The 22,606-nt window shown below is 69.8% G+C and carries 18 protein-coding genes and 1 tRNA gene; 9 read left to right on the forward strand and 10 right to left on the reverse strand.

Annotated features, from left to right (window positions below; genetic code table 11):
• Positions 1-24: 24 nt before the first annotated feature.
• The 3 genes from FNH21_RS05120 to FNH21_RS05130 all read right to left on the reverse strand — a co-directional run bounded on the left by FNH21_RS05120 (position 25) and on the right by FNH21_RS05130 (position 3,763).
• On the reverse strand, positions 25-966 hold the full coding sequence (locus FNH21_RS05120; protein WP_055767447.1) for an ABC transporter permease: 942 nt from the start codon (positions 964-966) through the stop codon (positions 25-27).
• Positions 963-1,967, reverse strand: a complete 1,005-nt coding sequence (locus FNH21_RS05125; RefSeq protein WP_191931631.1) for an ABC transporter permease subunit — start codon at positions 1,965-1,967, stop codon at positions 963-965. Before FNH21_RS05125 ends, FNH21_RS05120 begins: the two co-directional genes overlap by 4 nt.
• 101 nt (positions 1,968-2,068) lie before the next feature.
• On the reverse strand, positions 2,069-3,763 hold the full coding sequence (locus FNH21_RS05130; protein ID WP_152812768.1) for an ABC transporter substrate-binding protein: 1,695 nt from the start codon (positions 3,761-3,763) through the stop codon (positions 2,069-2,071).
• A gap of 214 nt (positions 3,764-3,977) precedes the next feature.
• Between FNH21_RS05130 and FNH21_RS05135 the strand changes: the two genes are divergently transcribed.
• Positions 3,978-4,982: a DUF2332 domain-containing protein gene (locus tag FNH21_RS05135; protein ID WP_152812770.1), complete on the forward strand. Its 1,005-nt coding sequence runs from the start codon at positions 3,978-3,980 to the stop codon at positions 4,980-4,982.
• Between the two features lie 4 nt (positions 4,983-4,986).
• On the opposite strand, the gene FNH21_RS05140 is transcribed toward FNH21_RS05135, so the two are convergent.
• The gene (locus FNH21_RS05140; RefSeq protein ID WP_338403157.1) at positions 4,987-6,186 is read right to left on the reverse strand and encodes a MarP family serine protease; all 1,200 of its coding nucleotides are present in this window, start codon (positions 6,184-6,186) and stop codon (positions 4,987-4,989) included.
• 242 nt (positions 6,187-6,428) lie between these two features.
• On the opposite strand from FNH21_RS05140, the gene FNH21_RS05145 reads away from it, so the two are divergent.
• Entirely contained in the window at positions 6,429-7,106 is a 678-nt protein-coding gene (locus tag FNH21_RS05145; RefSeq protein WP_055767432.1) for a Crp/Fnr family transcriptional regulator, read from the forward strand.
• Positions 7,107-7,187: 81 nt separating this feature from the next.
• Here the strand turns inward: FNH21_RS05145 and FNH21_RS05150 are convergent, their stop codons facing one another.
• Genes FNH21_RS05150 through FNH21_RS05160 form a run of 3 tightly spaced genes read right to left on the reverse strand, consistent with a single transcriptional unit; the run spans position 7,188 to position 8,755 of the window.
• Complete coding sequence (locus FNH21_RS05150; protein WP_191931632.1) at positions 7,188-8,102, reverse strand: NUDIX hydrolase; 915 nt, start codon at positions 8,100-8,102, stop codon at positions 7,188-7,190.
• 3 nt (positions 8,103-8,105) lie between these two features.
• Positions 8,106-8,597 carry an Atu1372/SO_1960 family protein gene (locus FNH21_RS05155; RefSeq protein WP_191931633.1) on the reverse strand — a complete coding sequence of 164 codons (492 nt, stop codon included), beginning with the start codon at positions 8,595-8,597 and terminating at the stop codon, positions 8,106-8,108.
• Between the two features lie 2 nt (positions 8,598-8,599).
• On the reverse strand, positions 8,600-8,755 hold the full coding sequence (locus FNH21_RS05160; protein ID WP_152812776.1) for a Sp36 family protein: 156 nt from the start codon (positions 8,753-8,755) through the stop codon (positions 8,600-8,602).
• A 35-nt stretch (positions 8,756-8,790) separates the two neighbouring features.
• On the opposite strand from FNH21_RS05160, the gene FNH21_RS05165 reads away from it, so the two are divergent.
• The 5 genes from FNH21_RS05165 to FNH21_RS05185 all read left to right on the forward strand — a co-directional run bounded on the left by FNH21_RS05165 (position 8,791) and on the right by FNH21_RS05185 (position 16,060).
• On the forward strand, positions 8,791-11,097 hold the full coding sequence (locus tag FNH21_RS05165; protein WP_152812778.1) for a transglycosylase domain-containing protein: 2,307 nt from the start codon (positions 8,791-8,793) through the stop codon (positions 11,095-11,097).
• Position 11,098: 1 nt separating this feature from the next.
• On the forward strand, positions 11,099-12,046 hold the full coding sequence (locus FNH21_RS05170; RefSeq protein WP_191931634.1) for a metallophosphoesterase: 948 nt from the start codon (positions 11,099-11,101) through the stop codon (positions 12,044-12,046).
• A 112-nt stretch (positions 12,047-12,158) separates the two neighbouring features.
• Positions 12,159-13,991, forward strand: a complete 1,833-nt coding sequence (locus FNH21_RS05175) for an ABC transporter ATP-binding protein (RefSeq protein ID WP_152812780.1) — start codon at positions 12,159-12,161, stop codon at positions 13,989-13,991.
• The gene (locus FNH21_RS05180; RefSeq protein WP_152812782.1) at positions 13,988-15,886 is read left to right on the forward strand and encodes an ABC transporter ATP-binding protein; all 1,899 of its coding nucleotides are present in this window, start codon (positions 13,988-13,990) and stop codon (positions 15,884-15,886) included. The genes FNH21_RS05175 and FNH21_RS05180 overlap by 4 nt, the downstream gene beginning before the upstream one ends.
• A 97-nt stretch (positions 15,887-15,983) precedes the next feature.
• Positions 15,984-16,060: transfer RNA gene (locus tag FNH21_RS05185), tRNA-Pro, on the forward strand.
• 60 nt (positions 16,061-16,120) lie between these two features.
• Here FNH21_RS05185 and FNH21_RS05190 read toward each other — a convergent pair.
• The 3 genes from FNH21_RS05190 to purD all read right to left on the reverse strand — a co-directional run bounded on the left by FNH21_RS05190 (position 16,121) and on the right by purD (position 19,659).
• A complete protein-coding gene (locus tag FNH21_RS05190) occupies positions 16,121-17,104 on the reverse strand; it encodes an SMP-30/gluconolactonase/LRE family protein (protein WP_338403158.1) in 984 nt (327 codons plus the stop codon).
• 366 nt (positions 17,105-17,470) lie between these two features.
• A complete protein-coding gene (locus FNH21_RS05195) occupies positions 17,471-18,370 on the reverse strand; it encodes a phosphoribosylaminoimidazolesuccinocarboxamide synthase (RefSeq protein ID WP_152812784.1) in 900 nt (299 codons plus the stop codon).
• On the reverse strand, positions 18,367-19,659 hold the full coding sequence (purD, locus tag FNH21_RS05200; RefSeq protein WP_191931635.1) for a phosphoribosylamine--glycine ligase: 1,293 nt from the start codon (positions 19,657-19,659) through the stop codon (positions 18,367-18,369). Before purD ends, FNH21_RS05195 begins: the two co-directional genes overlap by 4 nt.
• 104 nt (positions 19,660-19,763) lie before the next feature.
• Here purD and FNH21_RS05205 point away from each other — a divergent pair, with 104 nt between their 5' ends.
• Positions 19,764-21,461: a molybdopterin-dependent oxidoreductase gene (locus tag FNH21_RS05205; RefSeq protein ID WP_152812786.1), complete on the forward strand. Its 1,698-nt coding sequence runs from the start codon at positions 19,764-19,766 to the stop codon at positions 21,459-21,461.
• A 137-nt stretch (positions 21,462-21,598) separates the two neighbouring features.
• Positions 21,599-22,603 (forward strand): asparaginase, encoded by a 1,005-nt coding sequence (locus FNH21_RS05210; protein WP_152812787.1) that lies wholly within the window; start codon positions 21,599-21,601, stop codon positions 22,601-22,603.
• Positions 22,604-22,606: the final 3 nt, after the last annotated feature.

Raw genomic sequence — 22,606 nt, forward strand, 5'->3', positions numbered from 1 at the left:
TCGTGCACGGCTGGGGCGCGGTGGCTACTTCCGCCGCGTCTTCGGGTCGAGCGCCTCGCGGAGCGACTCGCCCAGCAGCGTGAAGCCGAGCGCCGTGATCGCGATGCAGGCGCCGGGCAGGAAGGCGAGCTGCGGTGCCACGGCGAGTTCGGCCTGCGCGTAGGTGAGCATGCGCCCCCACTCGGCGGCCTGCGGCAGCCCGCCGCCGAGCCCGAGGAAGGACAGTGCGGCCGCGTCGATGACGGCGGTCGCGAGCGTCAGCGTCGCCTGCACGATGACCGGGCCCATGCTGTTCGGCAGGAGGTGGCTCATCGTGATGGTGCGCCGGCTGAGGCCCAGGGTCTGCGCCGCGAGGATGTAGTCCGCGCCGCGCTGCGACAGCATCGACGAGCGCAGGAGCCGCGCGAAGATCGGGATCTGCGAGACACCGATGGCGATCATGATGGCGTACGAGCTCTGGCCCAGGACCGCGGCGATGCTGACGGCGAGGAGCAGGTTCGGCACGGACAGCAGGATGTCGACGAAGCGCATGATCACGTTGTCCACCCAGCCGCCGAGGCCGCCCGCCAGGACGCCGAGCAGCATGCCGCCCGCGAGCCCCAGCGCCGTGGAGACGACGCCGATGAGCAGCGAGGCCTGCGCACCCCAGATGAGCTTGCTCAGCACGTCACCGCCGAAGCGGTCGAGGCCGAGCGGGAAGCCGTCGATCTCGCCCGGCCCGGGGATGGTGGTCGGGGTGATGGACGTGCGGCCCGGCAGTTCGTCACCGCCGTAGGGGGCGAGGAGCGGCGCGAGGATGGCCACGAGCAGGAACAGACCGATGATGACGGCGCCCACGATCGCCTGCGGATTGCGGCGCAGGCGGAGGAAGGCGTCCTTCCACAGGCCGGTTCCCCGGCCGGTGTCGATGGCGGGGTCGTTCGGGGCTGCTGAACCGCCGGCGGCGGGAGGCAGGATGGTACTCATTGCACACGCACCCTCGGGTCGATGACGGAGTAGGACAGGTCGACGATCAGGTTGATCAGGGCGTAGAGGATCGCGATGAAGATGATGAAGCCCTGCAGCACCGGGTAGTCCAGGCCGAAGATCGCGTCCCGCAGGAACCGCCCGATGCCGTTGAAGGCGAAGACCGTCTCGGTGAGGACCGCCCCCGAGATGAGCAGGCCCAGCTGGAGGCCGATGGTCGTGACCACGGGCAGCATGGCGTTCCGCAGGATGAAGCTGCCGCGGATGGTGCGCTCCATGAGGCCCTTGGCGCGGGCGGTGCGGACGTAGTCGGCGTTCTGCACCTCGAGCACCGAGGCCCGCGTGATGCGGACGATGATGGCGAGCGGGATGGTACCGAGGGCCAGCCCCGGCAGGATCAGGTGCAGGAAGGCGTCCCACGCGGCGTCGTACTCCCCGGTCAGGATGCCGTCCAGGACGTAGAACTGCGTGTAGTGGGTCGCATCGATGCGCGCGTCCTGCCGGCCGTCCGGGGGCAGGATGCCCCACTGGATGGCGAAGATGTACTTCAGGATGAAGGCGAGGAAGAACACCGGCACCGTGATGCCGATCAGGCTGAGCACCACCGAACTGTGGTCGAGGAACCGGCCGTAGTACCGCGCGGCGAAGTAGCCGAGGGGCACTCCGACGCCGATGGCGAAGACCAGGGCGACGACGGTCAGTTCGAGCGTGGCGGGGAAGCGCGTGGCGAATTCCTCGAGCACCGGCCGGCCGGTGTTGATGGAGACGCCGAAATCGCCCTGCAGCAGGCGTCCGACATAGGTCAGGTACTGCGTGAGCAGCGGCCGGTCAAAGCCGTAGAGCTCGTTGACCCGGGCGATCGCCTCGGGCGTCGCCTTCTCGCCCAGCAGTGCCGTGGCGGGACCGCCGGGAAGGCTGCGCACCCACAGGAACAGCAGGATGGACAGTCCGAACAGGGTGGGGATGAGCAGGGCTATCCGTTTACCGATGACGCGTAACACTCGAGGGATCCTTCCGGGTCGACCGGCGCGAGCCGGACAGGGGGCCTACAGCGCGATGGAGCCGGTCCCGACCAGGGACCGGCTCCACACGGGTACTGCTGCTACTCGCTCAGCTCGATGTCGGTGAAGACCTCGTCATTGACGGGGCTCGCCGGGTAGGAGGTGACGCGGGGCGCGAAGGCCAGCGACGGGGCGGGATGCGCGAGCGGGATGGCCGGGTTGTACTCGGCGATCTGCTCGTTGATGTCCTTGTACAGCTCCGTCTGCTGCTCGCGGTCGCTGACACCGCGGGCCTCGTCGAGGGCTGCGAACAGCTCGGGGTTGTCGAAGCCGAACTCCAGCTTCTCCTGCCCGAAGAAGACGCCGATGAAGTTGTCGGTGTCGTTGTAGTCACCGGTCCAGCCGAGCAGGTGCAGGCCGTGGTCCGGGGTGCCCTGGACCTGGTTCAGGTAGTCGGGCGACCAGGCGGCGGGAGCGGGCTTGACCGTGATGCCGACCTCGCTGAGCTGGGCCTGCAGGTTGGTGAAGACCTGCTCGGGGGTGGGCATGTACGGACGGGACACGTTCGTCGGGTAGTTGAACGTGACCTCGAAACCGTCGGGGTAGCCCGCCTCGGCCAGCAGCTCCTTCGCGCGCTCCGGGTCGTACTCGTAGGTGGTGACGTCCTCGTTGTAGCCGTCGACGACCTCGGGGATGAACTGCGTCGCCACCTCGGTACCCTCGGGCAGCGTTTGGGCGACCAGCGCCTCCTTGTCGATGGCGTGCGCGATGGCCTCACGGACCTGCGGGTCGGCGAGTTCGGGGATCGCCTGGTTCATGCCCAGGTAGAGGATGGTGAACGGATCGCGCGGCGTGATGTTGTAGCCGGCGTCCTTCAGCGACTGCGTGTCGGCGGGCGCCACGAGATCGTAGCCGTCGATGTCCCCGGCCTCGAGCGCCTGGCGGCGTGCCTGCGGGTCGTCGATGATCCGGAAGATCGTGTTGGTGATCTGGCCCTTGTCACCCCAGTAGTCGTCGTAGATCGAGATCTCGAGCTGCTGCCCGACATCCCACGAGTCGAACTTGAAGGGACCGGTACCCACGGGGTGGCCCAGTGCGTACTCGCTCAGCGACGGAGCCTCGGCCGTGCCGCCGATCTCGTCGGCCGCGAACTCCTCGAGCGCCGTCGGGCTCTGCATGGCGAACGCGGGGAGGGACAGCGCGGCGATGAATCCGGCGAACGGCTTGGCCAGGTTGATGGTGACCTCGTTGTCGCCATTGGCCTCGCAGGATTCGTAGACCGCGTTCTCGGGGCTGTCGGCGAAGCCGCGGAACAGCGATCCGTAGTAGTAGGAGGTGGTCTCGGCCTGCTGGATGCCGGTCCAGTTGTACCAGCGGTCGAAGTTGAAGCAGACGGCCTCGGCGTCGAACGGCGTTCCGTCGTGGAAGGTCACGCCCTCCTTGAGCTGGAAGACGGTGGACAGTCCGTCCTCGGCGGTCTCCCAGGACTCGGCGAGCAGCGGCGCGGGATCGGCGGTGCCTGGTTCGACGCCCACGAGGCCCTCGAAGATCTGGCGGCTGACGCGGAAGGACTCGCCGTCGCTCGCGAAGGCGGGGTCGAGTGATTTCGGGTCGGACGATGCGGCGAAGACGAAGGTGGAGTCGACGGCGGACTCGCCCTCGGCGCCGGTGTTCTCCTCGCGCTCGCTCTGCACGCAGCCCGTGAGGAGGAGTGCTGCGACGGAGAATCCTGCGGTGAGCACGGCGCGTTTTCTTGCGAAACCGGTGCCGCGCACGGATGTGCCTCGGTTGGACATGTGTTGCTCCCTGGTGAACGAGTGATTCCTACCGGATCTACCGGTATCCATGGGGACCACAGCGGCGAACGCGCTGATCCGTGTGACGAGCCTAACTTCCGGGAGGTCCACGAACGGTATTTCCCGGGCATCGGTGGTTACGATTTGGCATCACGGGCCGCCGAGCGCACGCCTGTCACGGCCGCGAAACGTGGCTGGAACCGGAAGGAACGCCATGGAAACAGGAACGACGACGTCCGCCCGCTACCGGCGCTTCGCGGACCTCGAGGCGCGCGGCTACTCACCCCTGTACGACGACTGGTGCACCGGCATCAGCGATGACACGGAGTTGCTCGCGATGCTCGACACGCTCCCGCCGGCCCGTCGCCAGCCCGTCCTGTTCCTCGGCGCAGTGCGCTTCGTCGGTGTCCCGCTCGAAGGCTTCGCCACCTTCCGGTCCTTCGTGCTCGCCCGATGGCCCGAGATCCGGCAGGTCATGCGGACGCGGACCACGCAGACCAACGAGGCGGGGCGGTGCGCCGTCCTGCTGCCCTCCCTCGCCGCGATCAGTGCCGCCGAGGGCAGGCCCCTGGCCCTCATCGAGGTCGGCGCGTCAGCGGGGGCCTGCCTCTACCCGGACCGCTACGCCTACCGCTATTCCCCCGGACCGGCCCTCGATCCCGCGGGCGGGTCGTCCGTCCCCGCCCTCGACTGCTCCACGGCGGGTCCGGTCCCGTTCCCGCAGCGCCTGCCCGATGTGGTGTGGCGGGCGGGCATCGACCTCAACCCGCTGGACGCGCGGGACGGCGACGACGCCCGCTGGCTGGAGGCGCTCGTCTGGCCCGAGCACACCTTCCGGCTCGAGCGGCTCCGCGCCGCTCTCGGCGTGGTCCGGTCGGAGCCGCCCCTGCTCGTCCGGGGGGACCTCACCGAGGAGATCGTCCCGCTTGTCGACCGGGCGCCCAGGGACGCCGTCGTCGTCGTGTTCCACAGCGCGGTGCTGGCCTACGTCGACGCGGAGGGCCGGAACCGGTTCCGCGAGACCATGCTGCGGTTCGCCGCGGCTCGCGACCGCCCCGTGCACTGGCTCTCCCACGAGGGCCACGGGACGCTCGCGGGGGTGGACGGGGCGATGGAACGCGCGCCGGAGGAACTGGACGGCCGCTTCGTGCTGCAGCACAACGGGCGGACGGTGGCACGCACCGGACCCCACGGCCAGTCGATCGAGTGGCTCCCGTAGATGCCTAGCCGCGCGTGCACTGACCGGCGGAGACGGCGTCCTGGAGACGCGGTGCACCTTCGGCGATCGGGCGGAGCTCGTCGAGGGACAGCGCGTAGCCGACCGGCGCGTCCGCCGTCGACTTCGCGAAGACCACCCCTGCGACCCGGCCGTCCATGTCCAGCAACGGGCCACCCGAATTCCCCTGCTGCACGTTCGCGGCGAGGCTGTAGACCTGCAGCGCCTGCGGATCGGCGCCGTAGATGTTGTTGACGAGCACCGGCGAGAGGCTCTGCACGCTGGCCGGCTGGATCCGGTACGGACCGCCCGCCGGGTAGCCGGCGAAGGCCACGGTGGTCCCGTTGGCCACCTCGTCGCCGAGTGGCAGCGGTGCGGCCTGCAGCCCGTCCACGGCGATCACGGCGATGTCCCGGGCCGTGTCCAGCTGGACCACCCTGCCGGGCAGGGCTCCGCCACCGGGTACCTCCACCACCGGTTGGTCGACACCGGCGACGACGTGCGCGTTGGTGATCACGCGGTCGGGCGCGACGACGAAGCCGGAACCGGTCTGGTTCTGGCCGCACTGGAAGGCGGTGCCCGTGATCCGGACGACCGACGCGGCAGCAGCCGCCAGTTGGGGAGTGTCCACCGAGGCGTCGGGCACGACCGCCGGCGTGGCCGGGCCGACGCCCTCGAGGAGGGTGGGGATGCCGTCGTCGACCGCGATGGTTCGGAGCTGGGCCGTCCAGGTGCGGACGGGGCCGGGTGTCGCGCTGTCGATCGCCCGGATGACCTGTGAGGACGCCAGTTGCTGCGAGAGGAACGGTACCCCGAGGGTACCGACGCCGAAGGCGAGCATCGACAGGACCAGCGCCGCGACGACGACGTTCACCACACCGCCGAGGATGCGGTCGACGACGCGCAGCGGAGGGAAGTCCGACCACTTGCGGATCGAGGCCCCGAGCGCCGAGCCGACGGCCTGGCCGATGATGATGAGGACGATCACGGTCGCGATGACGGCGATGAGCCGCCACGGGTTGTCCGGCACCCAGGCACTCACGAGGGGGATCGCGAAGAACGCCGCGACGGCGCCCGCCACGAATCCGGCGATCCCGCCGAGCGTCACGAGGAAGCCGTTGCGGATCCCCGTGACGAGGTAGCCCAGCAGCACCACGACCAGGACGAGGTCGAGGAGGGTGAATCCCGCGAGATTGACTTCCGGCACGAACATTCTCCCCTGGCTGTGGACGGCGGGAGCATGGACGGCCTCCCGGCACTGCGTGCGATTCTAGCGGCGAAGCATGGGAGGAACGTGGGAGGACCGGGGCGCCTGCGCCCTGAGGACGCGGATTGCGCGGCCCGGGGCGTGTATCAGTCGTCACATCTGCTCCCGTACGGCAAGATGGTCAGGAGAAGGCAGCGGGTACCGCCGCGGAACGACGCACCACAGACGCATCAGGAGAATTCATGGACATCGAAGTACTGCGCCGGGCGCCCCTCTTCGCCTCACTGGGGGACGATGTCTTCGCCGCCCTGACGGACGAGCTCATCGAGGTGGACCTCCCGCGCGGTTCGTCGGTCTTCCGCGAGGGCGACCAGGGCGACCAGCTGTACTTCATCGTCTCCGGCAAGATCAAGCTCGGCCGCACGGCCCAGGATGGACGCGAGAACCTCCTCGCGATCCTCGGTCCGGGCGAACTGTTCGGCGAGATGGCCCTGTTCGATCCGAGCCCGCGGACCGCGACGGCGACCGCCGTGTCGGAGACACGCCTCGCCGGTCTGAAGAACGAGAACCTGCGCACGCTGCTGGAAACGCGACCCGAGGTCTCGGCGCAGCTCCTCCAGGCGCTCGCGCGCCGCCTGCGCCGCACCAACGAATCGCTCGCGGACCTCGTGTTCTCCGATGTCCCGGGTCGCGTGGCGAAGGCCCTGCTCGATCTCGCGGACCGCTTCGGCCGTCCCGCGACGGACGGCGTCCTCGTCGCGCACGAACTGACGCAGGAGGAACTGGCGCAGCTCGTCGGAGCATCCCGCGAGACGGTCAACAAGGCGCTCGCCGAGTTCGTGCAGCGCGGATGGCTGCGCCTCGAGGCCCGCGCCGTCGTGATCCTCGACATCCAGCGCCTGAGGCAGCGCAGCCGCTGATCCTGGCGGCCCCTGGTGCCGCCCCCGGGAACGACGAAGGCACCCGCCGGATGGTGGGTGCCTTCGTCATGTGCGGTCGGGTCAACGGCCGCGCTGCACCGAACCGCCCTCGGTGAGCTTCGGGCACTCGACCTTCAGCATCAGGTCGCCGTCCTGCTCCGCGAGCTCCGGGTAGTACACCTTGACCGGGCGCTTGTGGGACAGGTAGGCGATGCAGCCCCGGCTGGACCCGATCTTCTCCAGGATGATCTCGACCGCGGGGACCGCCAGTTCGCTGAGGACGTGCCCCACGGTGTTCGGCTGGCCGACCTCGTCGCCGAGCCGGGTGGTGTCGCGGTCGGCGATCTCCTGCGCCGCCCACCGCCACTGTCCCCACACACCCTTGCTGTCGAGGATGCTCGGCTCCTGGTTCACGGGCTGCGCCGCCGCGAAGTAGTGGGTGTCGAACCGCCGGTGCGCGAAGTCGGGTGTGAGCCAGTGCGAGAGGGGCTTGATGAGGTCGGTGCGGACACCGAGCCCGCGACGGCTGAGGATGTCCGCGAAGCGGCACTCGCCCTCGTTGATGGCCTCGCGCGCCTTCATCCACTCCTTGGCCTGCGTGCCCTCGACGAGCGAGGAGGCATCGGGTCCCGCCAGCAGGACACCGGTCTCCTCGAAGAGTTCCCGGATCGCGCAGAGGACGTGCCGTCGCGCTGCCCGGTGGTCGTCGACGCCGAGGGTCTTCGCCCACATGGCCGGTGTCGGGCCGTACCAGGGCAGGTCGTCGTCGTCGGACTCCTCGATGCTCCCGCCCGGGAACCCGATCACGCCGAGCGGTGACTGGCCGCGCCGGTAGGAGAGATAGGTCTCGGTGCCGATCGCGCTGTCACGCAGCAGGACCACGGACGACGCCGGCCGGGCCTTGAGCGGTGTGCGCTGCCCATGCTCGATCCAGCTCAGCGCCGCGGTGCGCTGGTCCGGGTGAACAGGGAAGAGCCTGGTGCTGAGACGGTCCACGGCCTAGATGAACTCCGCGATGACCTCGACCTCGACGGGCGAGTCGAGGGGGAGGACGGACACGCCGACGGCCGAGCGAGCGTGCACGCCCGCATCGCCGAGGACGGAACCGAGGAGTTCCGATGCGCCGTTGACGACGCCGGGCTGGCCGGTGAAGGAGGGATCGGAGGCCACGAAGCCCACCACCTTCACGATGCGCGTGATGCGGTCGAGGTCGCCGATCTGGCTCTTGATCGCGGCGAGGGCGTTCACGGCGCAGGTCGCCGCGAGGGCCGTCGCGGTCTCGGCGTCGACCCCGCCGTCGACCGCCCCGACCTTCCCCGAAGCTGGGAGTTTGCCGTCAATCATGGGCAGCTGCCCGGAGGTGTAGACGTGGTTGCCGCTCACGACGGCGGGAACGTAGGCGGCCAGCGGCGGGACGACGCCGGGAAGCGTGATGCCGCGCTCCGCGAGACGCGCCTCGACCGCGGAAATCACGGGTTCGGGGGCTGCCACTGCTAGTTCTTCTCCCGCTTCAGGTAGGCGACCAGACCCTTGCCGTCCGGCCCGGGAACCACCTGTACGAGCTCCCAGCCATCATCGCCCCACTGATCGAGGATCTGCTTCGTCGCATGGATGATGAGCGGAATCGTGGAGTACTCCCATTTCTTCATGGGGAAAGCGTAGCGGGTGCTTGTAAACTGGAATAATGGCTGCGCGCAAATCACCCCTCTTCGACACGGCTACCACTCTCGGCAAGATCGTCGCCTTCCTCGGAATCAGCGGGCTGGCCGGCGTGCTCGCCGCAGGCCTCCTCGTTCCGGTGGCCGCCGCCGCCGGTACCGGAGCCTCCGCCTCGATCCAGTTCTTCGAGGAACTGCCCGCGGAGCTCGAACGGGAGGCCCTCGCGCAGCCGACGACCATCGTGGCCGCCGACGGGTCACTGATCGCCACGCTGTACGAGGAGAACCGGCAGCCCGTGACCCTCGACCAGATCTCGCCCGCCATGAAGGACGCGCTGATCGCCATCGAGGACTACCGGTTCTACGACCACGGCGGCGTGGACATGGAGGGCATCCTCGGCGCGATCGCCAGCAACCTCACCAGTGACACGACCCGCGGCGCCTCGACCCTCACGCAGCAGTTCGTGACGAATGTGCTGAACGACACCGCGCGCCAGAACGACGGCACGGCCGTCTTCAACGGCAGCAAGTCCGTCGGTGACAAGCTGCGCGAGATGAAGCTCGCCATCGCCGTCGAGAAGGAGCTCTCCAAGGACGAGATCCTCGAGGGCTACCTCAACATCGTCCAGTTCAACGGCACGAGCTACGGCGTCCAGGCCGCGTCGAAGTACTTCTTCAATGTGGACGCGAAGGACCTGAACATCCAGCAGAGCGCCCTGCTGGCAGGGGTCGTCAACGGTCCTACGGTGTACAGCCCCGAGCTCAACCCGGAGGGCGCGCTCCAACGCCGCAACATCGTGATCGGCGCCATGCTCACGCGGGGGAAGATCACGCAGGAGGAGCACGACGCGGCCATCGCGACCGACCTCGGACTCGCCATCACCCCGACCCTCAGTGGGTGCGTGGGTGCCGCGCAGGCACCCTACTTCTGCGACTACGTCACCCACCTGATCCTCAACGACCCCGCGTACGGCGAGACGACGGAGGATCGCAGGAAGGTGCTGTACCGGTCGGGCCTCACCATCAGGACGACGCTCGATTCTCGCGTCCAGGGCGCCGCGCAGACGGCCGTCAACGAGACCGCGAACCCCGACACGACCGACGGCAAGGTCGGCCACACGATGCTCAGCCTCGATCCGAAGACCGGCAACATCCTGTCCATGGCGCAGAACACCCGGTACAACCCCGAGGTGGCGCAGGGCAACACGGTCCTGAACTTCAACGTCGACCAGTTCGACGGCGGAGACCCCTCGAAGAGCCTCGGCGGCGGCGGCGGGTTCCAGCCCGGCTCGACCTACAAGCCGTTCACCGTGGCGGCCTGGGTGGAGGCGGGCAAGAGCCTGAACCAGCAGATCGACGGACGCAAGCGCATCTATCCCGAGGGTGACCGCTGGCGTGCGAGCTGCGAACCGGGCGGGAACTACGTGATCAACACGCCGGACGGCGAGGGCTACGAGCCGCAGAACTACGGGGACGAGAACTACGGCACCTACACCGTGCTGTACGGCCTCGCCCAGTCCCTCAACACGATCACCATGGAGACCGCCAAGCAGCTGGACCTGTGCCGCATCAGGGACATCGCCTTCGACCTCGGGGTGCACAACGCGAACAGCAGCGAAGGCGCGCCGACTCCTCCGGGCATCAACCCGCCGGCACTGATCGGTGGCGCTGTCTCGGCCGCCCCCATGTCGATGGCCACCGCCTTCAGCGGATTCGCCAACGAGGGAACGGTCTGCGTGGCGCGGGCCCTGACGGAGGTCACCGCCGTCGACGGGACCAGCTACCCGGTGCCGCCCGTCACCTGTGAGCGGAAGATCGAGGCCGACGTCGCCCGCGGAGTCAACTACGCGACCCAGGAGGTCATGAAGATCGGCTCGGGATCGACGCTGCAGTACGGCGGCATCCCCATGGCCGGTAAGACCGGCACCAACGACGCCCGCTCGCAGACGTGGTTCATGGGCTACAACTCGGACATGGTCACCGCGAGCTGGGTGGGCAACTGGCAGGGCGAGGGTGAGGAAGCGTCGCTCGGCGGCCTGCAGATCGGCGGCCAGGTCTACCCCGAGATCGACGGCTCCCTGATCGCCGCCCCGTCCTGGGCACGCTTCATGCAGCAGATCCCCGGCCTCTACGTCGGACAGCCGTTCACGGCGCCGCCCTCGGCCATGATCAACGGCCCCCAGCGCGGCACCACGCCCACCTTCCCTGCCCGCCCGGGAGTACCCGCGGTACCCGGCACCAACACCGGTGGAACTGGCACCGGCGGCACCACCGGTGGTACCACTGGAGGAGCGGCCGACAACGGCGGCACCAACGGCAACGGAAACGGCTAGCGTGACATCGACTCAGACATCCCGGAGCGGGGCACCGCTCGGCTGGGCGGCGGGGCTCACCCTGACCGCCGCGGCCGCAACCCTCGCCTACGCCTCGGCGGTCGAGCGGACCCTGTACGGGGTCCGCGAGGAGACGGTGCCGATCCTGCCCCCAGGAGCAGCTCCCCTGCGGGTCCTGCACCTCTCGGACATCCACATGGTGCCGGGACAGAAGTCGAAGGCGGACTGGCTGCACGGCCTTGCACGCCTCAACCCCGACCTCGTGGTCAACACCGGTGACAACCTGAGCCACCGCAAGGCCGTCGGGCCCCTGCTGGAAGCGCTCGAGCCGCTGCTCGGGGTACCGGGCGTCTTCGTCCCCGGGTCCAACGACTACTACGCACCGGTGTTCAAGAATCCCCTGCGGTACTTCGCGGGACCCTCGATCGCGCCGAAGGAGTCCGCACCGCAGGACCTGCCGTGGGCGGACATGTTCAGTGCCTTCGGGGCCGCGGGCTGGGTGGACCTCACCAACAGGTCGCAGTCCATCGGCTTCGGGAACATGCGCATCGACTTCACCGGCGTCGACGACCCGCACCTCGACCGCGACCGCTACGTGCCCTACCCGTCGGGCAGCAGCACGTCCGCCGAGGCCCCGCACATCCGCGTCGCCGTGGCGCACGCCCCGTACCAGCGGGTGCTCGACTACTTCACCGCGGGTGGCGCGGATCTCATGCTCGCCGGCCACACCCACGGCGGGCAGGTCCGGGTGCCCGGCTACGGCGCACTGGTCAGCAACTGCGATCTGCCGACGTGGCGGGCCCGCGGCCTCACGGAATGGGACCATGAGGGCCGCACGGTGCCGCTGAATGTCTCGGCAGGCATCGGCACGTCGCGCTTCGCTCCGATCCGCTTCGCCTGCCGACCCGAGGCGGTCCTGCTGACCCTTACCCCGCGGGGTTCCCGCTAGCGAGCATTTCCTGTTTCTTCGCGCTTCCCGAACCTGATCGGCGTCACGGCGGGCCTGCCCTAGGATTGTTGCTGAGGGACACCAACAACCATCGATCACCGAAGAGATGGCCATGAAGAACCAGAACACCCTGTGGGAATCGCTCGGCCGGCTGTATCCGCACGTGAGACCCATCATCCCCCGCCTCGTCCTCGGTCTGCTCTGTGCCCTCGGTGCGAGCATGATGGCGCTGGCCATCCCCCAGGTGCTGCGCGTCCTCATCAACGACGCCCTCGCCGAGGGTGGATCGGCGCGCACCGTATGGGTGGCCTCCGGCGTCGTCCTGCTCCTCGGTGTCCTCGAGGCCACGTTCGTGGCCCTGCGCCGCCAGTTCGTCATCACCCCGGCGACGACGGTGGAGACGAACATGCGCACCTCCTTCTACCGGCACCTCCAGAACCTGACGATCGAGTTCCACGACCGCTGGGGCAGCGGCCAGCTCCTCTCCCGCGCGATGAGCGATCTCAACCTCATGCGCCGCTGGATGGCGTTCGGGCTGATCATGCTCGTGGTGACTTCGCTGACGGTGGTGATGGGCGTGGTGATCATGTTCTTCACCAGCTGGGTCCTCGCCCTGATCTTCGTCGCCGCGGCGGTCCCCCTCATGATCTACGGCTACCGCTTCCGCACCTCCTACAGCCGAGTGTCTCGCAAGAGCCAGGACCAGGCCGGGGACCTCGCCACGACGGTCGAGGAATCGGTCCACGGCATCCGGGTCCTCAAGGCGTTCGGCAGAAGCCGTGAAGCCCTCGAGGACTTCGAGGAGCAGGCCGAGGAACTCCGCCGGACCGAGATCCACAAGGCGCGCTCGCTCGCCACCTTCTCCATGATCGTGACCCTGCTCCCGGAACTCGCGCTCGGCGCCTCGCTCGTCGTCGGGGTGACCCTGGCGGCGAGCGGCGACGTGACCATCGGTGCCCTCGTGGCCTTCTTCGCCACGGCGGCGGCCGTCGCCGGTCCGGTGGAGTTCATCGGTCCCCTGCTCGCCATGACCTTCACGGCCAAGACGGCGATCGACCGCCACTACGAGGTCATGGAGTCGGAGAACACCATCACCGACCCGGAGCAGCCGATCCACCTCGACGCCCCGAAGGGGGAGGTCGTCTTCGACGCCGTGCACTTCCGCTACCCCGACGCGCAGGACGACGCCGGGGACGTGCTGGACGGCATCGACCTGCGCCTGCGGGCGGGCGAGACCATGGCGCTGGTCGGCGTGACCGGGTGCGGCAAGAGCACGCTGCTGCAGCTCGTCCCCCGCCTCTACGACCTGACCGGCGGGTCCATCACCATCGACGGCGTCGACCTGCGGAGCCTCACCCTCACGGAGCTGCGCAGCCTGGTCGCCGTCGCCTTCGAGGACACCACCCTGTTCTCCACCTCGGTGCGCGACAACGTCCTCATGGGCTCGGATGCGACCGGCGCAGAGGCCGAGCGCATCCTCGCGGAAGCCCTCGACGTCGCCCAGGCGCAGTTCGCCCATGACCTGCCGGACGGGGTCGACACGCTCATCGGGGAGGAGGGGCTGAGTCTCTCCGGCGGGCAGCGCCAGCGCATCGCCCTCGCCCGCGCCATCGCGGCCCGGCCGACCGTCCTGGTGCTCGATGACCCGCTGTCGGCGCTCGACGTCGCCACGGAGGAACGCGTGGAGGAGGGCCTCCGCGCGATGCTCCGCTCCACGACAACGCTGATCGTCGCGCACCGGCCCTCCACCGTGGCGCTCGCCGACCACGTCGCGCTCATGCGGGACGGACGGATCGCCGACGTCGGGACGCACTCGGAGCTGCTCGCGCGCAGCGACCACTACCGCTACGTGATCGCCAGCCTCGACGACGAGGAGATCGCGCAGCTCGGACGCACGGCGGTCACCGGGCAGACCGTGCCCGACGACGAGGAGGCGCTGGCATGAGCCGCACCACGACGACGCCCGGCGGCGCTCCGAGGGACCGCAGACCCCGGAGGACACCGAAGGCACAGGAGACACCGGCGGAATCGGGCTCCACGTCCGCCGGCGTCCTCAACGAGGACGACGTCCTCCTCGACCGCGCCCAGAGCAAGGCGGTGCGGTCCCGCTCCTTCCGCCTGCTCGGCTCGCTCATCCGGCCCAACCGGCGGCAGTTCATCTGGACCGTCCTGCTCGTGGTCGTCTCGCAGGCCGCGCGCGTGGCCGGCCCGGCGATCATCGCGTTCGGCATCGACCGGGCCCTGCCGGCCCTGATCGACGGCGATCCGCTCATGCTGTGGGTGGCGGGCGGCACCTACCTCCTGGCCGCCGTCCTCGCCGCCGTCCTGACAGCCGGATACGTCCGGGCCACCGCGCAGCTCAGCCAGTCGATGCTCCTGGATCTCCGGGTGCGGGTCTTCCGGCACACGCAGCGGTTGAGCCTGGAGTTCCACGAGAAGTACACGTCGGGCCGCATCATCTCCCGGCAGACCTCCGACCTCGAGGCGCTGCGGGAACTGCTCGACTCGGGCATCAGCTCCCTCGCCTCGGGTGCCATCTTCATGCTGTTCACGGCAGCCACCATCTTCGCGCTCGACTGGCGCACCGGGTTCCTGATCCTCGCAGCCGCGGTGCCGATGTTCTTCCTGGCCCGCTGGTACCAGAAGCACTCCCAGATCGCGTACCGGGAGTCCCGGGTGGTGTCGGCGAAGCTGATCGTGCACTTCATCGAGACCATGACCGGCATCCGCGCCGTGAAGGCCTTCCGCCGCGAGACGGTCAACGCTGAGCGCTACGACGAACTCGCAGAGGACTACCGCACCGTCACCGTGCGCTCCATCAACCTCAACGGTGTCTTCCAGCCCGGCCTCGTGCTGATCGGCAACGTGACGGTCGCCGTCGTCCTGGTATTCGGTGGGTTCCGCGTGCTCGGTGGCTCCCTCGAGGTCGGCGCGCTCCTGGCCCTCCTCCTCTACAGCAAGCGGTTCTTCCAGCCGGTGGACCAGATGGCCATGTTCTACAACTCGTTCCAGTCCGCCGCCGCGGCCCTCGAGAAGGTGTCCGGACTGCTCGAGGAAGTGCCGACCGTCCGTCCGCCGAAGAACCCGGTGTCGCTGCCCGACCCGCGGGGCGACATCGACTTCCACGACGTCCAGTTCCGCTACGGCAACGGCCCTGTGGTGCTGCCCACCCTCGACCTCTCCATCAGGGCGGGGCAGACGGTCGCGCTGGTAGGCCAGACGGGTGCCGGGAAGTCCACCCTCGCCAAGCTGATCGCGCGCTTCTACGACGTCTCGGAGGGCCGGCTCACGCTCGACGGCGTCGACCTCCGCGAGCTGGCTCCGGCGGACCTCCGGCGCGCGGTCGTCATGGTCACGCAGGAGGCCTTCCTCTTCAGCGGTTCGGTGGCCGACAACATCGCCGTCGGCAAGCCCGAGGCCGGCCGTGAGGAGATCATCGCGGCCGCCCGCGCCGTCGGAGCCGAGGAGTTCATCCTCGAGCTGCCCGAGGGCTTCGACACCGACGTGAACAAGCGCGGCGGCCGCGTCTCCGCCGGGCAGCGGCAGCTGATCAGCTTCGCCCGCGCCTTCCTCGCCGACCCGGCGGTGCTCATCCTCGACGAGGCGACGTCCTCACTCGACATCCCGAGCGAACGCCTGGTGCAGGAGGGACTGCAGAAGCTCCTCGGCAACCGGACGGCACTGATCATCGCGCACCGCCTGTCCACCGTCGCGATCGCCGACCGCGTGCTCGTGGTCCACGACGGGCGGGTCGTCGAGGACGGCACGCCGGCGGATCTCATCGGTGGCACGGGGCGCTTCGCCACCCTGCACGCCGCGTGGAAGGACTCGCTGGTCTAGCGGCCGGGCGCCGTCGGGCCCGGTTTTCCTCGCCGCTGATCCTCGGCTATCCTTGGACAGTTGCCGTTCAGGAGGTCTTCCCTCCCACCGGTGGCACCGGGGTGTGGCGCAGCTTGGTAGCGCGCGTCGTTCGGGACGACGAGGTCGCAGGTTCAAATCCTGTCACCCCGACCACAGGAACAGCTGCAGAAGGCCCGCCGGTCACCCGGCGGGCCTTCTGCATTGCGGGTCGGATCAGCGCGCGGAGGTCGTCACGACCTCGTACCCGGCGGGATCCACGGCGCCGAACTTCGCGTTGGCAAGCGCCAGCGTGTTGCCGAACAGTGCCACGGTGGTCGGCACGTCGAAGAGCGGACTCGTGATGACGTCCTCCACCTCGCCGCTCGAGCGGTCCTCCGACAGGCTGATGCGGCTGACCTGGTTGAGCCGGTTCTGCACGGCGTACACGGTGTCGCCCTTGGCGAGGATGCCGTCCACGTTCGGCAGGGCGGCCGTCGTGATGGCGGCGCTCGCGCCCGTGGCGGAATCCACGGTGTAGAGGGCCTGGTTGGCGGAGTGCGCCACGATCAGGGTGTCCCCGCCGTCGACCGACGTGATGCCGTTCAGGTTGAAACCGGGCGTGACGAGCGCGGCGGGTCCCGAGAGCGTGATGGTCTGGACCTCGCCCAGGGCGCCCTTCGGCCCGACGGGGAGGAAGTAGAGGTCGGCGCTGCGCGAGTTCGTGAACCAGGCGCCGTCCTTCGTGAGGGTGACGTCGTTGATGAAGGCGTCGCCCGTGGCCAGCTGGACGTCCGCGACGGGCGCTCCGGTGCGGGTGTCGTACACGTAGGCCTGGCCGGTCGGCCCACCCGAGACGAACAGCAGATCGTTCCGGACGTCGGCCTTGAGCCCCACCGCCACCCTGCCCTCCGGGGCGTCGATGAAGAGGTTCGCCGTCCCCTTCCGGACGTCGCCGCGGTAGATGTCGCCGTCGCCGAGGTCGCCCGCGTAGAACGTCGAGCCCTTGCCCGCGGCGATCCCTTCCGCACCGGACGCACCGGGCAGCGGGATGAAGGCGCCCTGCTGCTGGGACGCTGCGGCGTTCGCGGGTGGGGCCGCGGGCTGCGCGGCGACGGCGCCGGCAGCGGGCAGCAGCAGGCCGCCGGTCGCGACGACGGCGACGGCGGCGTGGGCCAGGCCGTGGCGGCGGGAACGGATGGAGGGGGAATCGGTGTTCACGGTGCTCCTCGATGGTTCTGCGCGGGCGGACCATCGGGGTGTACCGCACCGCGCTGTGTCGACTGGGTCCTGGCCGTCCGGTGGACGGCCATCATCGTGTACCACGGCCGGGACGGCCGCCGGCGCCGGCGCTGTTCTGGAACTGTGGCCGGTCCTCACCGATAACGCTCGGGTCGCGGCCATCGTCCCCGGGAACCGTCCTGGACCCATCAACCACCGGACGCTCGTTCACACCTCGCGGCGGGTGGAGGGCGTGTCGTCGACCGACACGCCGTCCTGGGCAGCGCGGTGCCGGAAGAAGCGTGAACGAGGGCGCGCGTCGCCCGCGAGAGAGAGCCGGCCATGAGCACGACGCCGTCAGGAGCCTCAGGCGAAAGTGCGGCCCGTCAGGCGCTCGTACGCCTCGACGTAGCGGGCGCGTGTGCGCTCGACGACGTCCGCGGGCAGTGCGGGCGGTTCTCCGGAGCGGTCCCAGGCGGCGTCGTCGGACGTCAGCCAGTCGCGGACGAACTGCTTGTCGAACGAGGGCTGCGCCTGCCCGGGCGTGTACAGGGCAGCGTCCCAGAAGCGCGAGGAGTCGGGGGTGAGGACCTCGTCGCCGAGGGTGACGGCGCCGGTGGCCGGGTCCAGGCCGAACTCCACCTTCGTGTCCGCGAGGATGATCCCCCGCTCCCGTGCGATCGTCTCGGCCCGCGTGTAGATCTCGAGCGTCAGGGTCCGGAGCTCGGCCGCGGCGTCGTCGCCCACGGTCATGACGACGGCGTCGTACGTGATGTTCTCGTCGTGCTCCCCCACCTCGGCCTTCGCCGACGGCGTGAAGAGCGCGGGTTCCAGGCGCGAGCCGTCCACGAGGCCGTCGGGCAGCGGCAACGAACACACCGTCCCGGACGCCCGGTACTCCAGCAGGCCGCTGCCGGTGAGGTAGCCGCGCGCGATGCACTCGATGGGGTACATGGCGAGCTTCCGGCAGATCATGGCCCGCCCCTCCACCGCCGCGGGCACTCCCCCGGCGGCGTCGGACGCGATGACGTGGTTCGGGATGCCGGCGAGCCGTTCGAACCACCAGAGGCTCAGCTGCGTCAGCACGCGGCCCTTGTCGGGGATCTCCGTCGCGAGTACGTGGTCGTACGCGCTGATGCGGTCGCTCGCGACCACCAGGACGACGTCGTCGCGCCCGTCCTCGGGCTCGTACAGGTCCCGGACCTTGCCCGAGTAGACGTGCCGCCAGCCCGGGAGCTCGGGGTGCGCGGGGGCGAAGGTGCTCATGCGGTCGCCGCCGCCGGTCCGGTGAAGGACACCTCGGCGCGTGCCGCCTTCAGCGCGATGTCCGTCCGGTACTGCCCGCCCTCGAGGTCGATCAGTGCCAGTCCCTCGTAGGCGGTGGAGCGCGCGTCCTCGAGGGAGTCCCCGAGTCCCACGACGGCGAGCACGCGGCCCCCGGAGCTCACCACCTTGCCGTCCCGCTCCGCCGTGCCGGCGTGCAGAACGTGCGCGCCGTCCACCTTCGCGGCCTTCCGCAGGCCGCGGACACGGCGGCCGATGACCGGTGCGTCCGGGTAGTTCTCCGATGCGAGGACCACGGCGACGGCGGTCTTCGGCGACCAGTTGAGGGGGTCGATCTGGTCGAGGGTCCCCTTGGCCGCGGCGAGGAGCACTCCCCCGAGCGGCGTGGTGAGCCGGGCGAGGACGGCCTGTGTCTCGGGGTCGCCGAACCGCGCGTTGAACTCGATGACGCGCATGCCGCGCGAGGTCAGGGCCAGCCCCACGTAGAGGACACCCGCGAAGGGCGTGCCGCGGTGCGCCATCTCGTCGATGACCGGCTGGGCCACGCGTGTCAGGACCTCCTCGACGAGACCGGCCGGAACCCATTCCAGGGGCGAGTAGGCGCCCATGCCGCCCGTGTTCGGGCCCTGGTCGCCGTCGTGGATGCGTTTGAAGTCCTGTGCCGGAGCGAGGGGGACGACGGTCCGGCCGTCGGAGAGGACGAACAGGGACACCTCGGGGCCGTCGAGGTACTCCTCGATGACCACGGTGCCGCCTGCACGGAAGCATTCGGACGCGTGGGCGCGGGCCTCGTCGAGGTCGTCGGTGACCACGACCCCCTTGCCGGCGGCGAGGCCGTCGTCCTTCACCACGTAGGGGGCGCCGAAGGTGCAGAGCGCTTCGCCGGCCTCCTCGTCGGTCGCGGCGACACGCGCCATGGCGGTGGGGACGCCCGCAGCGGCCATGACCTGCTTCGCGAAGGCCTTCGACGCCTCGAGCTGTGCCGCGGCCCTCGTGGGCCCGAAGACGGGGATGCCGGCGTCGAGCAGGGCATCGGCCACCCCGGCGGCCAGCGGCGCCTCCGGCCCGATCACCACGAGGTCCGACCCGAGCGAGCGGGCCAGCTCGACGACGACTCCCGGGGAGCCGGCATCGACGTCGTGCGTGCGCACGTCCGCCGCGATCCCCGCGTTGCCGGGAGCCGCATGCACCTCACGGACGAACGGATCGGCCAGCAAGGCCCGGACGATGGCATGTTCGCGGCCGCCGGGGCCCAGCACTAGAACCTTCACAGTAGGACAGCGTACTGGAGGCGTCCCGGCCCACCCACTGGGCGGCCCCTGTTACGGGAGGCCCGCCTACCCATACTGTCCAGCGCCCTCTCCGAATACTTCGCATGAGCAACTCCACCAAGCCCCGCCGCGGCCTCTCCCTCCTCGCCGCGCTAGCCGGCATCATCGCGGCCGGCGTGGTGCTCGGTGTCGCCGAACTCGTCGGAGCCTTCTTCCGAGCCAGCGCCACCCCCGTCATCGCGATGGGGTCCACCTTCATCGACTTCACGCCGCCGTGGATGAAGGATTTCGCGATCGAGACCTTCGGGACCAATGACAAGCTGGCGCTGCTGGTCGGCATGGGCGTCACCATCACGGTGCTGGCCGCGGTGCTCGGTATCCTCGCCTTCCGCAGGTGGGCCCTCGGGGTCGCCGGCGTGGCCTTCATGGGCGCGATCATCATCGCCTGTGTCCTCACCCGGGCCGGAGCCTCGCTCCCGGATGCCGTCCCCACGGTGGTCGGCACGGCCGCGGGCCTGCTGGCGCTCCGCTGGCTGATCGCCCGGCTCCGCCACGCCGAGGCTCCCGCCGCATCGACGGTCGGTGCGGACGTGGCCGGCACCGACAGCCGGGCCTCCTCGCGGAGCGACGGAGTCACCGTGACGGAGGCCCGCGAGGTCTCACCCGAGCACGACGGCGCCCGGGGTTCCGTCGCGACCGCAGCACGTCCCACGACCGGCGGCACAACCGGCAGCACGTCGCGCCGCGGCTTCTTCGCTGCAGCCGGCATCACCGCGGTGGTCGCCGCTGCGGCGGCCGGTGGCGGGCGGCTGCTCTCCGGCGCCCGCAACAACATCGCAGCAGTGCGGGACGGGCTGCAGTTCCCCGCTCCCGCGAGCGCTGCGCCCGCGCTGCCGGCCGGTGTCCAGTCGCCCGTGGAGGGCGTGACACCCTTCGTCACCCCGAACGGCGACTTCTACCGGATCGACACCGCGTTGAGCGTGCCCCAGCTCACCACCGACGACTGGGTGCTCCGCGTGCACGGCATGGTGGAGGAGGAGTTCGAGCTCACGTTCCAGGACCTCCTGGACGCCGACCTGATCGAGCGCCATGTCACCCTCACCTGCGTGTCGAATCCGGTGGGTGGCTATCTCGCCGGCAACGCGAAGTGGCTCGGCTACCCGCTCCGCGAGGTCCTCGCCCGGGCCAGGCCGCTCGACGGTGCGGACATGGTGCTCTCCACCAGTTCCGACGGCTTCAGTGCGTCCACTCCCCTGCCCGTTCTCCAGGACGACCGCGACGCCATGCTGGCCGTCGCCATGAACGGCGAGCCCCTGCCCGTGGAGCACGGCTTCCCCGTCCGCATGGTGGTCCCCGGCCTCTACGGCTACGTCTCGGCGACCAAGTGGGTCGTCGACCTCGAGGTCACCCGCTTCGCGGACCGCACGGCCTACTGGACCGACCGCGGCTGGTCCGAGATGGGACCCATCAAGACCATGGCGCGTGTCGAGGTCCCGCAGTCCTTCGCCTCCTTCGAGCCCGGCACCGTCATGATCGGTGGTGTCGCCTGGTCCCAGCAGCGGGGGATCACGAAGGTCGAGGTGTCCGTCGACAACGGAGCCTGGGAGGAAGTGACCCTCGCTGACGAGGCGTCGGTGGACACCTGGCGTCAGTGGTCGCACGAACTCACGCTCGAATCGGGGCTGCACACCGTCAAGGCGCGGGCCACGGACGCCGTGGACGGCCTGCAGACCGAGGAGCGCGCCGATACGGTACCGAACGGCGCGTCCGGGTGGCAGTCGGTCCAGTTCACCGTCACCTAGGCCACCGGGCACCCATGAGCCAGGAGCACGGCGCTCCACACGATCTGCGCCCACCGGATGACCCGTTCTCTCCGGTGGGCGCAGTTGTGCCCGGCGGACTCCGCCGACCGGCCGGAGCGATAGGGAATACTGGGATCATGCCCTCCACCTTCACTACGGCTGACGCCGTGGACTTCGCCGTCCTCGAACGCAACGGCTTCATCGAATCCCGCCACGTGGGGGCCGCCGTCGTCCTCGCTGCGGACGGCTCCGTGGTGACGGAGCTCGGGGACATCACCAGCCCGATCTTCCCGCGGTCGACGCTCAAGCCGTTCCAGGCCCTCGCGAGCATGAAGGCGGGCGTCCCGCTGCGTGGCCCGCAGGTGGCCCTCGCCGCCGCGAGCCATGTCGCGAGCAACGAGCACATGGACGTGGTGCGTACCATGCTCGACGCTGCCGGGGTGACCGAGGACCACCTGCAGTGCCCCGAGGACTGGCCGCAGGACGAGCAGGCCCGCAACGACCTCGTCCGTGCGGGGAAAGGCAAGCAGCGCATCGCCTTCAACTGCTCGGGCAAGCACGCGGCCTTCCTGTGGGCCTGCACCGAGAACGGCTGGGACACCTCCACCTACCTCGAGCCCTCCCACCCGCTTCAGCGCTCCGTGGCCTCGGTCATCGAGGAGTACACCGAGGAGTCCGTCGCGGCCTGGGGCGTGGACGGCTGCGGCGCTCCCGTGGCCGCGGTCTCACTGACCGGGCTCGCCCGCGGGATCGGGAAGGTGTCACGGGCACCGTCGGACAAGCACGCCGATGCCCGCGCCGCGACGATCGCGACGGCCATGCTCGACTACCCCTGGGCGGTCCACGGCGAGGGTATGGAGAACTCCGTGGTCATGGAGGACCTCGGAGTCGTCGCCAAGAGCGGGGCCGAGGGAGTCCTCGTCCTCGGAGCGCGCACGGGCGCGTCGCTGGCCCTGAAGGTCCTGGACGGCAACAACCGCGCCGCGACCCTGGTGGGCCTGACGCTGTTCGCCGCCTCGGGAGCCATCGACGCCGAGAAGGTGGGCGCGGTGCTCGAGAAGGTCGTCCCGCCGGTCTTCGGTGGAGGACGGCCCGTCGGCAGCCTGCGCCTCGCGGCCCCGGTCATGGCTCTCCTCGACTAGGGC

The sequence above is a fragment of the Arthrobacter bussei genome (genome assembly GCF_009377195.2).
GTDB classification, from domain to species: Bacteria; Actinomycetota; Actinomycetes; order Actinomycetales; family Micrococcaceae; genus Arthrobacter_D; species Arthrobacter_D bussei.

Coding starts and splice junctions, on each gene's coding strand:
- FNH21_RS05120 (WP_055767447.1), bottom strand. CDS start 966: ATGAGTACCATCCTGCCTCCCGCCGCCGGCGGTTCAGCAGCCCCGAAC.
- FNH21_RS05130 (WP_152812768.1), bottom strand. CDS start 3,763: ATGTCCAACCGAGGCACATCCGTGCGCGGCACCGGTTTCGCAAGAAAA.
- FNH21_RS05135 (WP_152812770.1), top strand. CDS start 3,978: ATGGAAACAGGAACGACGACGTCCGCCCGCTACCGGCGCTTCGCGGAC.
- FNH21_RS05145 (WP_055767432.1), top strand. CDS start 6,429: ATGGACATCGAAGTACTGCGCCGGGCGCCCCTCTTCGCCTCACTGGGG.
- FNH21_RS05160 (WP_152812776.1), bottom strand. CDS start 8,755: ATGAAGAAATGGGAGTACTCCACGATTCCGCTCATCATCCATGCGACG.
- FNH21_RS05165 (WP_152812778.1), top strand. CDS start 8,791: ATGGCTGCGCGCAAATCACCCCTCTTCGACACGGCTACCACTCTCGGC.
- FNH21_RS05175 (WP_152812780.1), top strand. CDS start 12,159: ATGAAGAACCAGAACACCCTGTGGGAATCGCTCGGCCGGCTGTATCCG.
- FNH21_RS05180 (WP_152812782.1), top strand. CDS start 13,988: ATGAGCCGCACCACGACGACGCCCGGCGGCGCTCCGAGGGACCGCAGA.
- FNH21_RS05195 (WP_152812784.1), bottom strand. CDS start 18,370: ATGAGCACCTTCGCCCCCGCGCACCCCGAGCTCCCGGGCTGGCGGCAC.
- FNH21_RS05205 (WP_152812786.1), top strand. CDS start 19,764: ATGAGCAACTCCACCAAGCCCCGCCGCGGCCTCTCCCTCCTCGCCGCG.
- FNH21_RS05210 (WP_152812787.1), top strand. CDS start 21,599: ATGCCCTCCACCTTCACTACGGCTGACGCCGTGGACTTCGCCGTCCTC.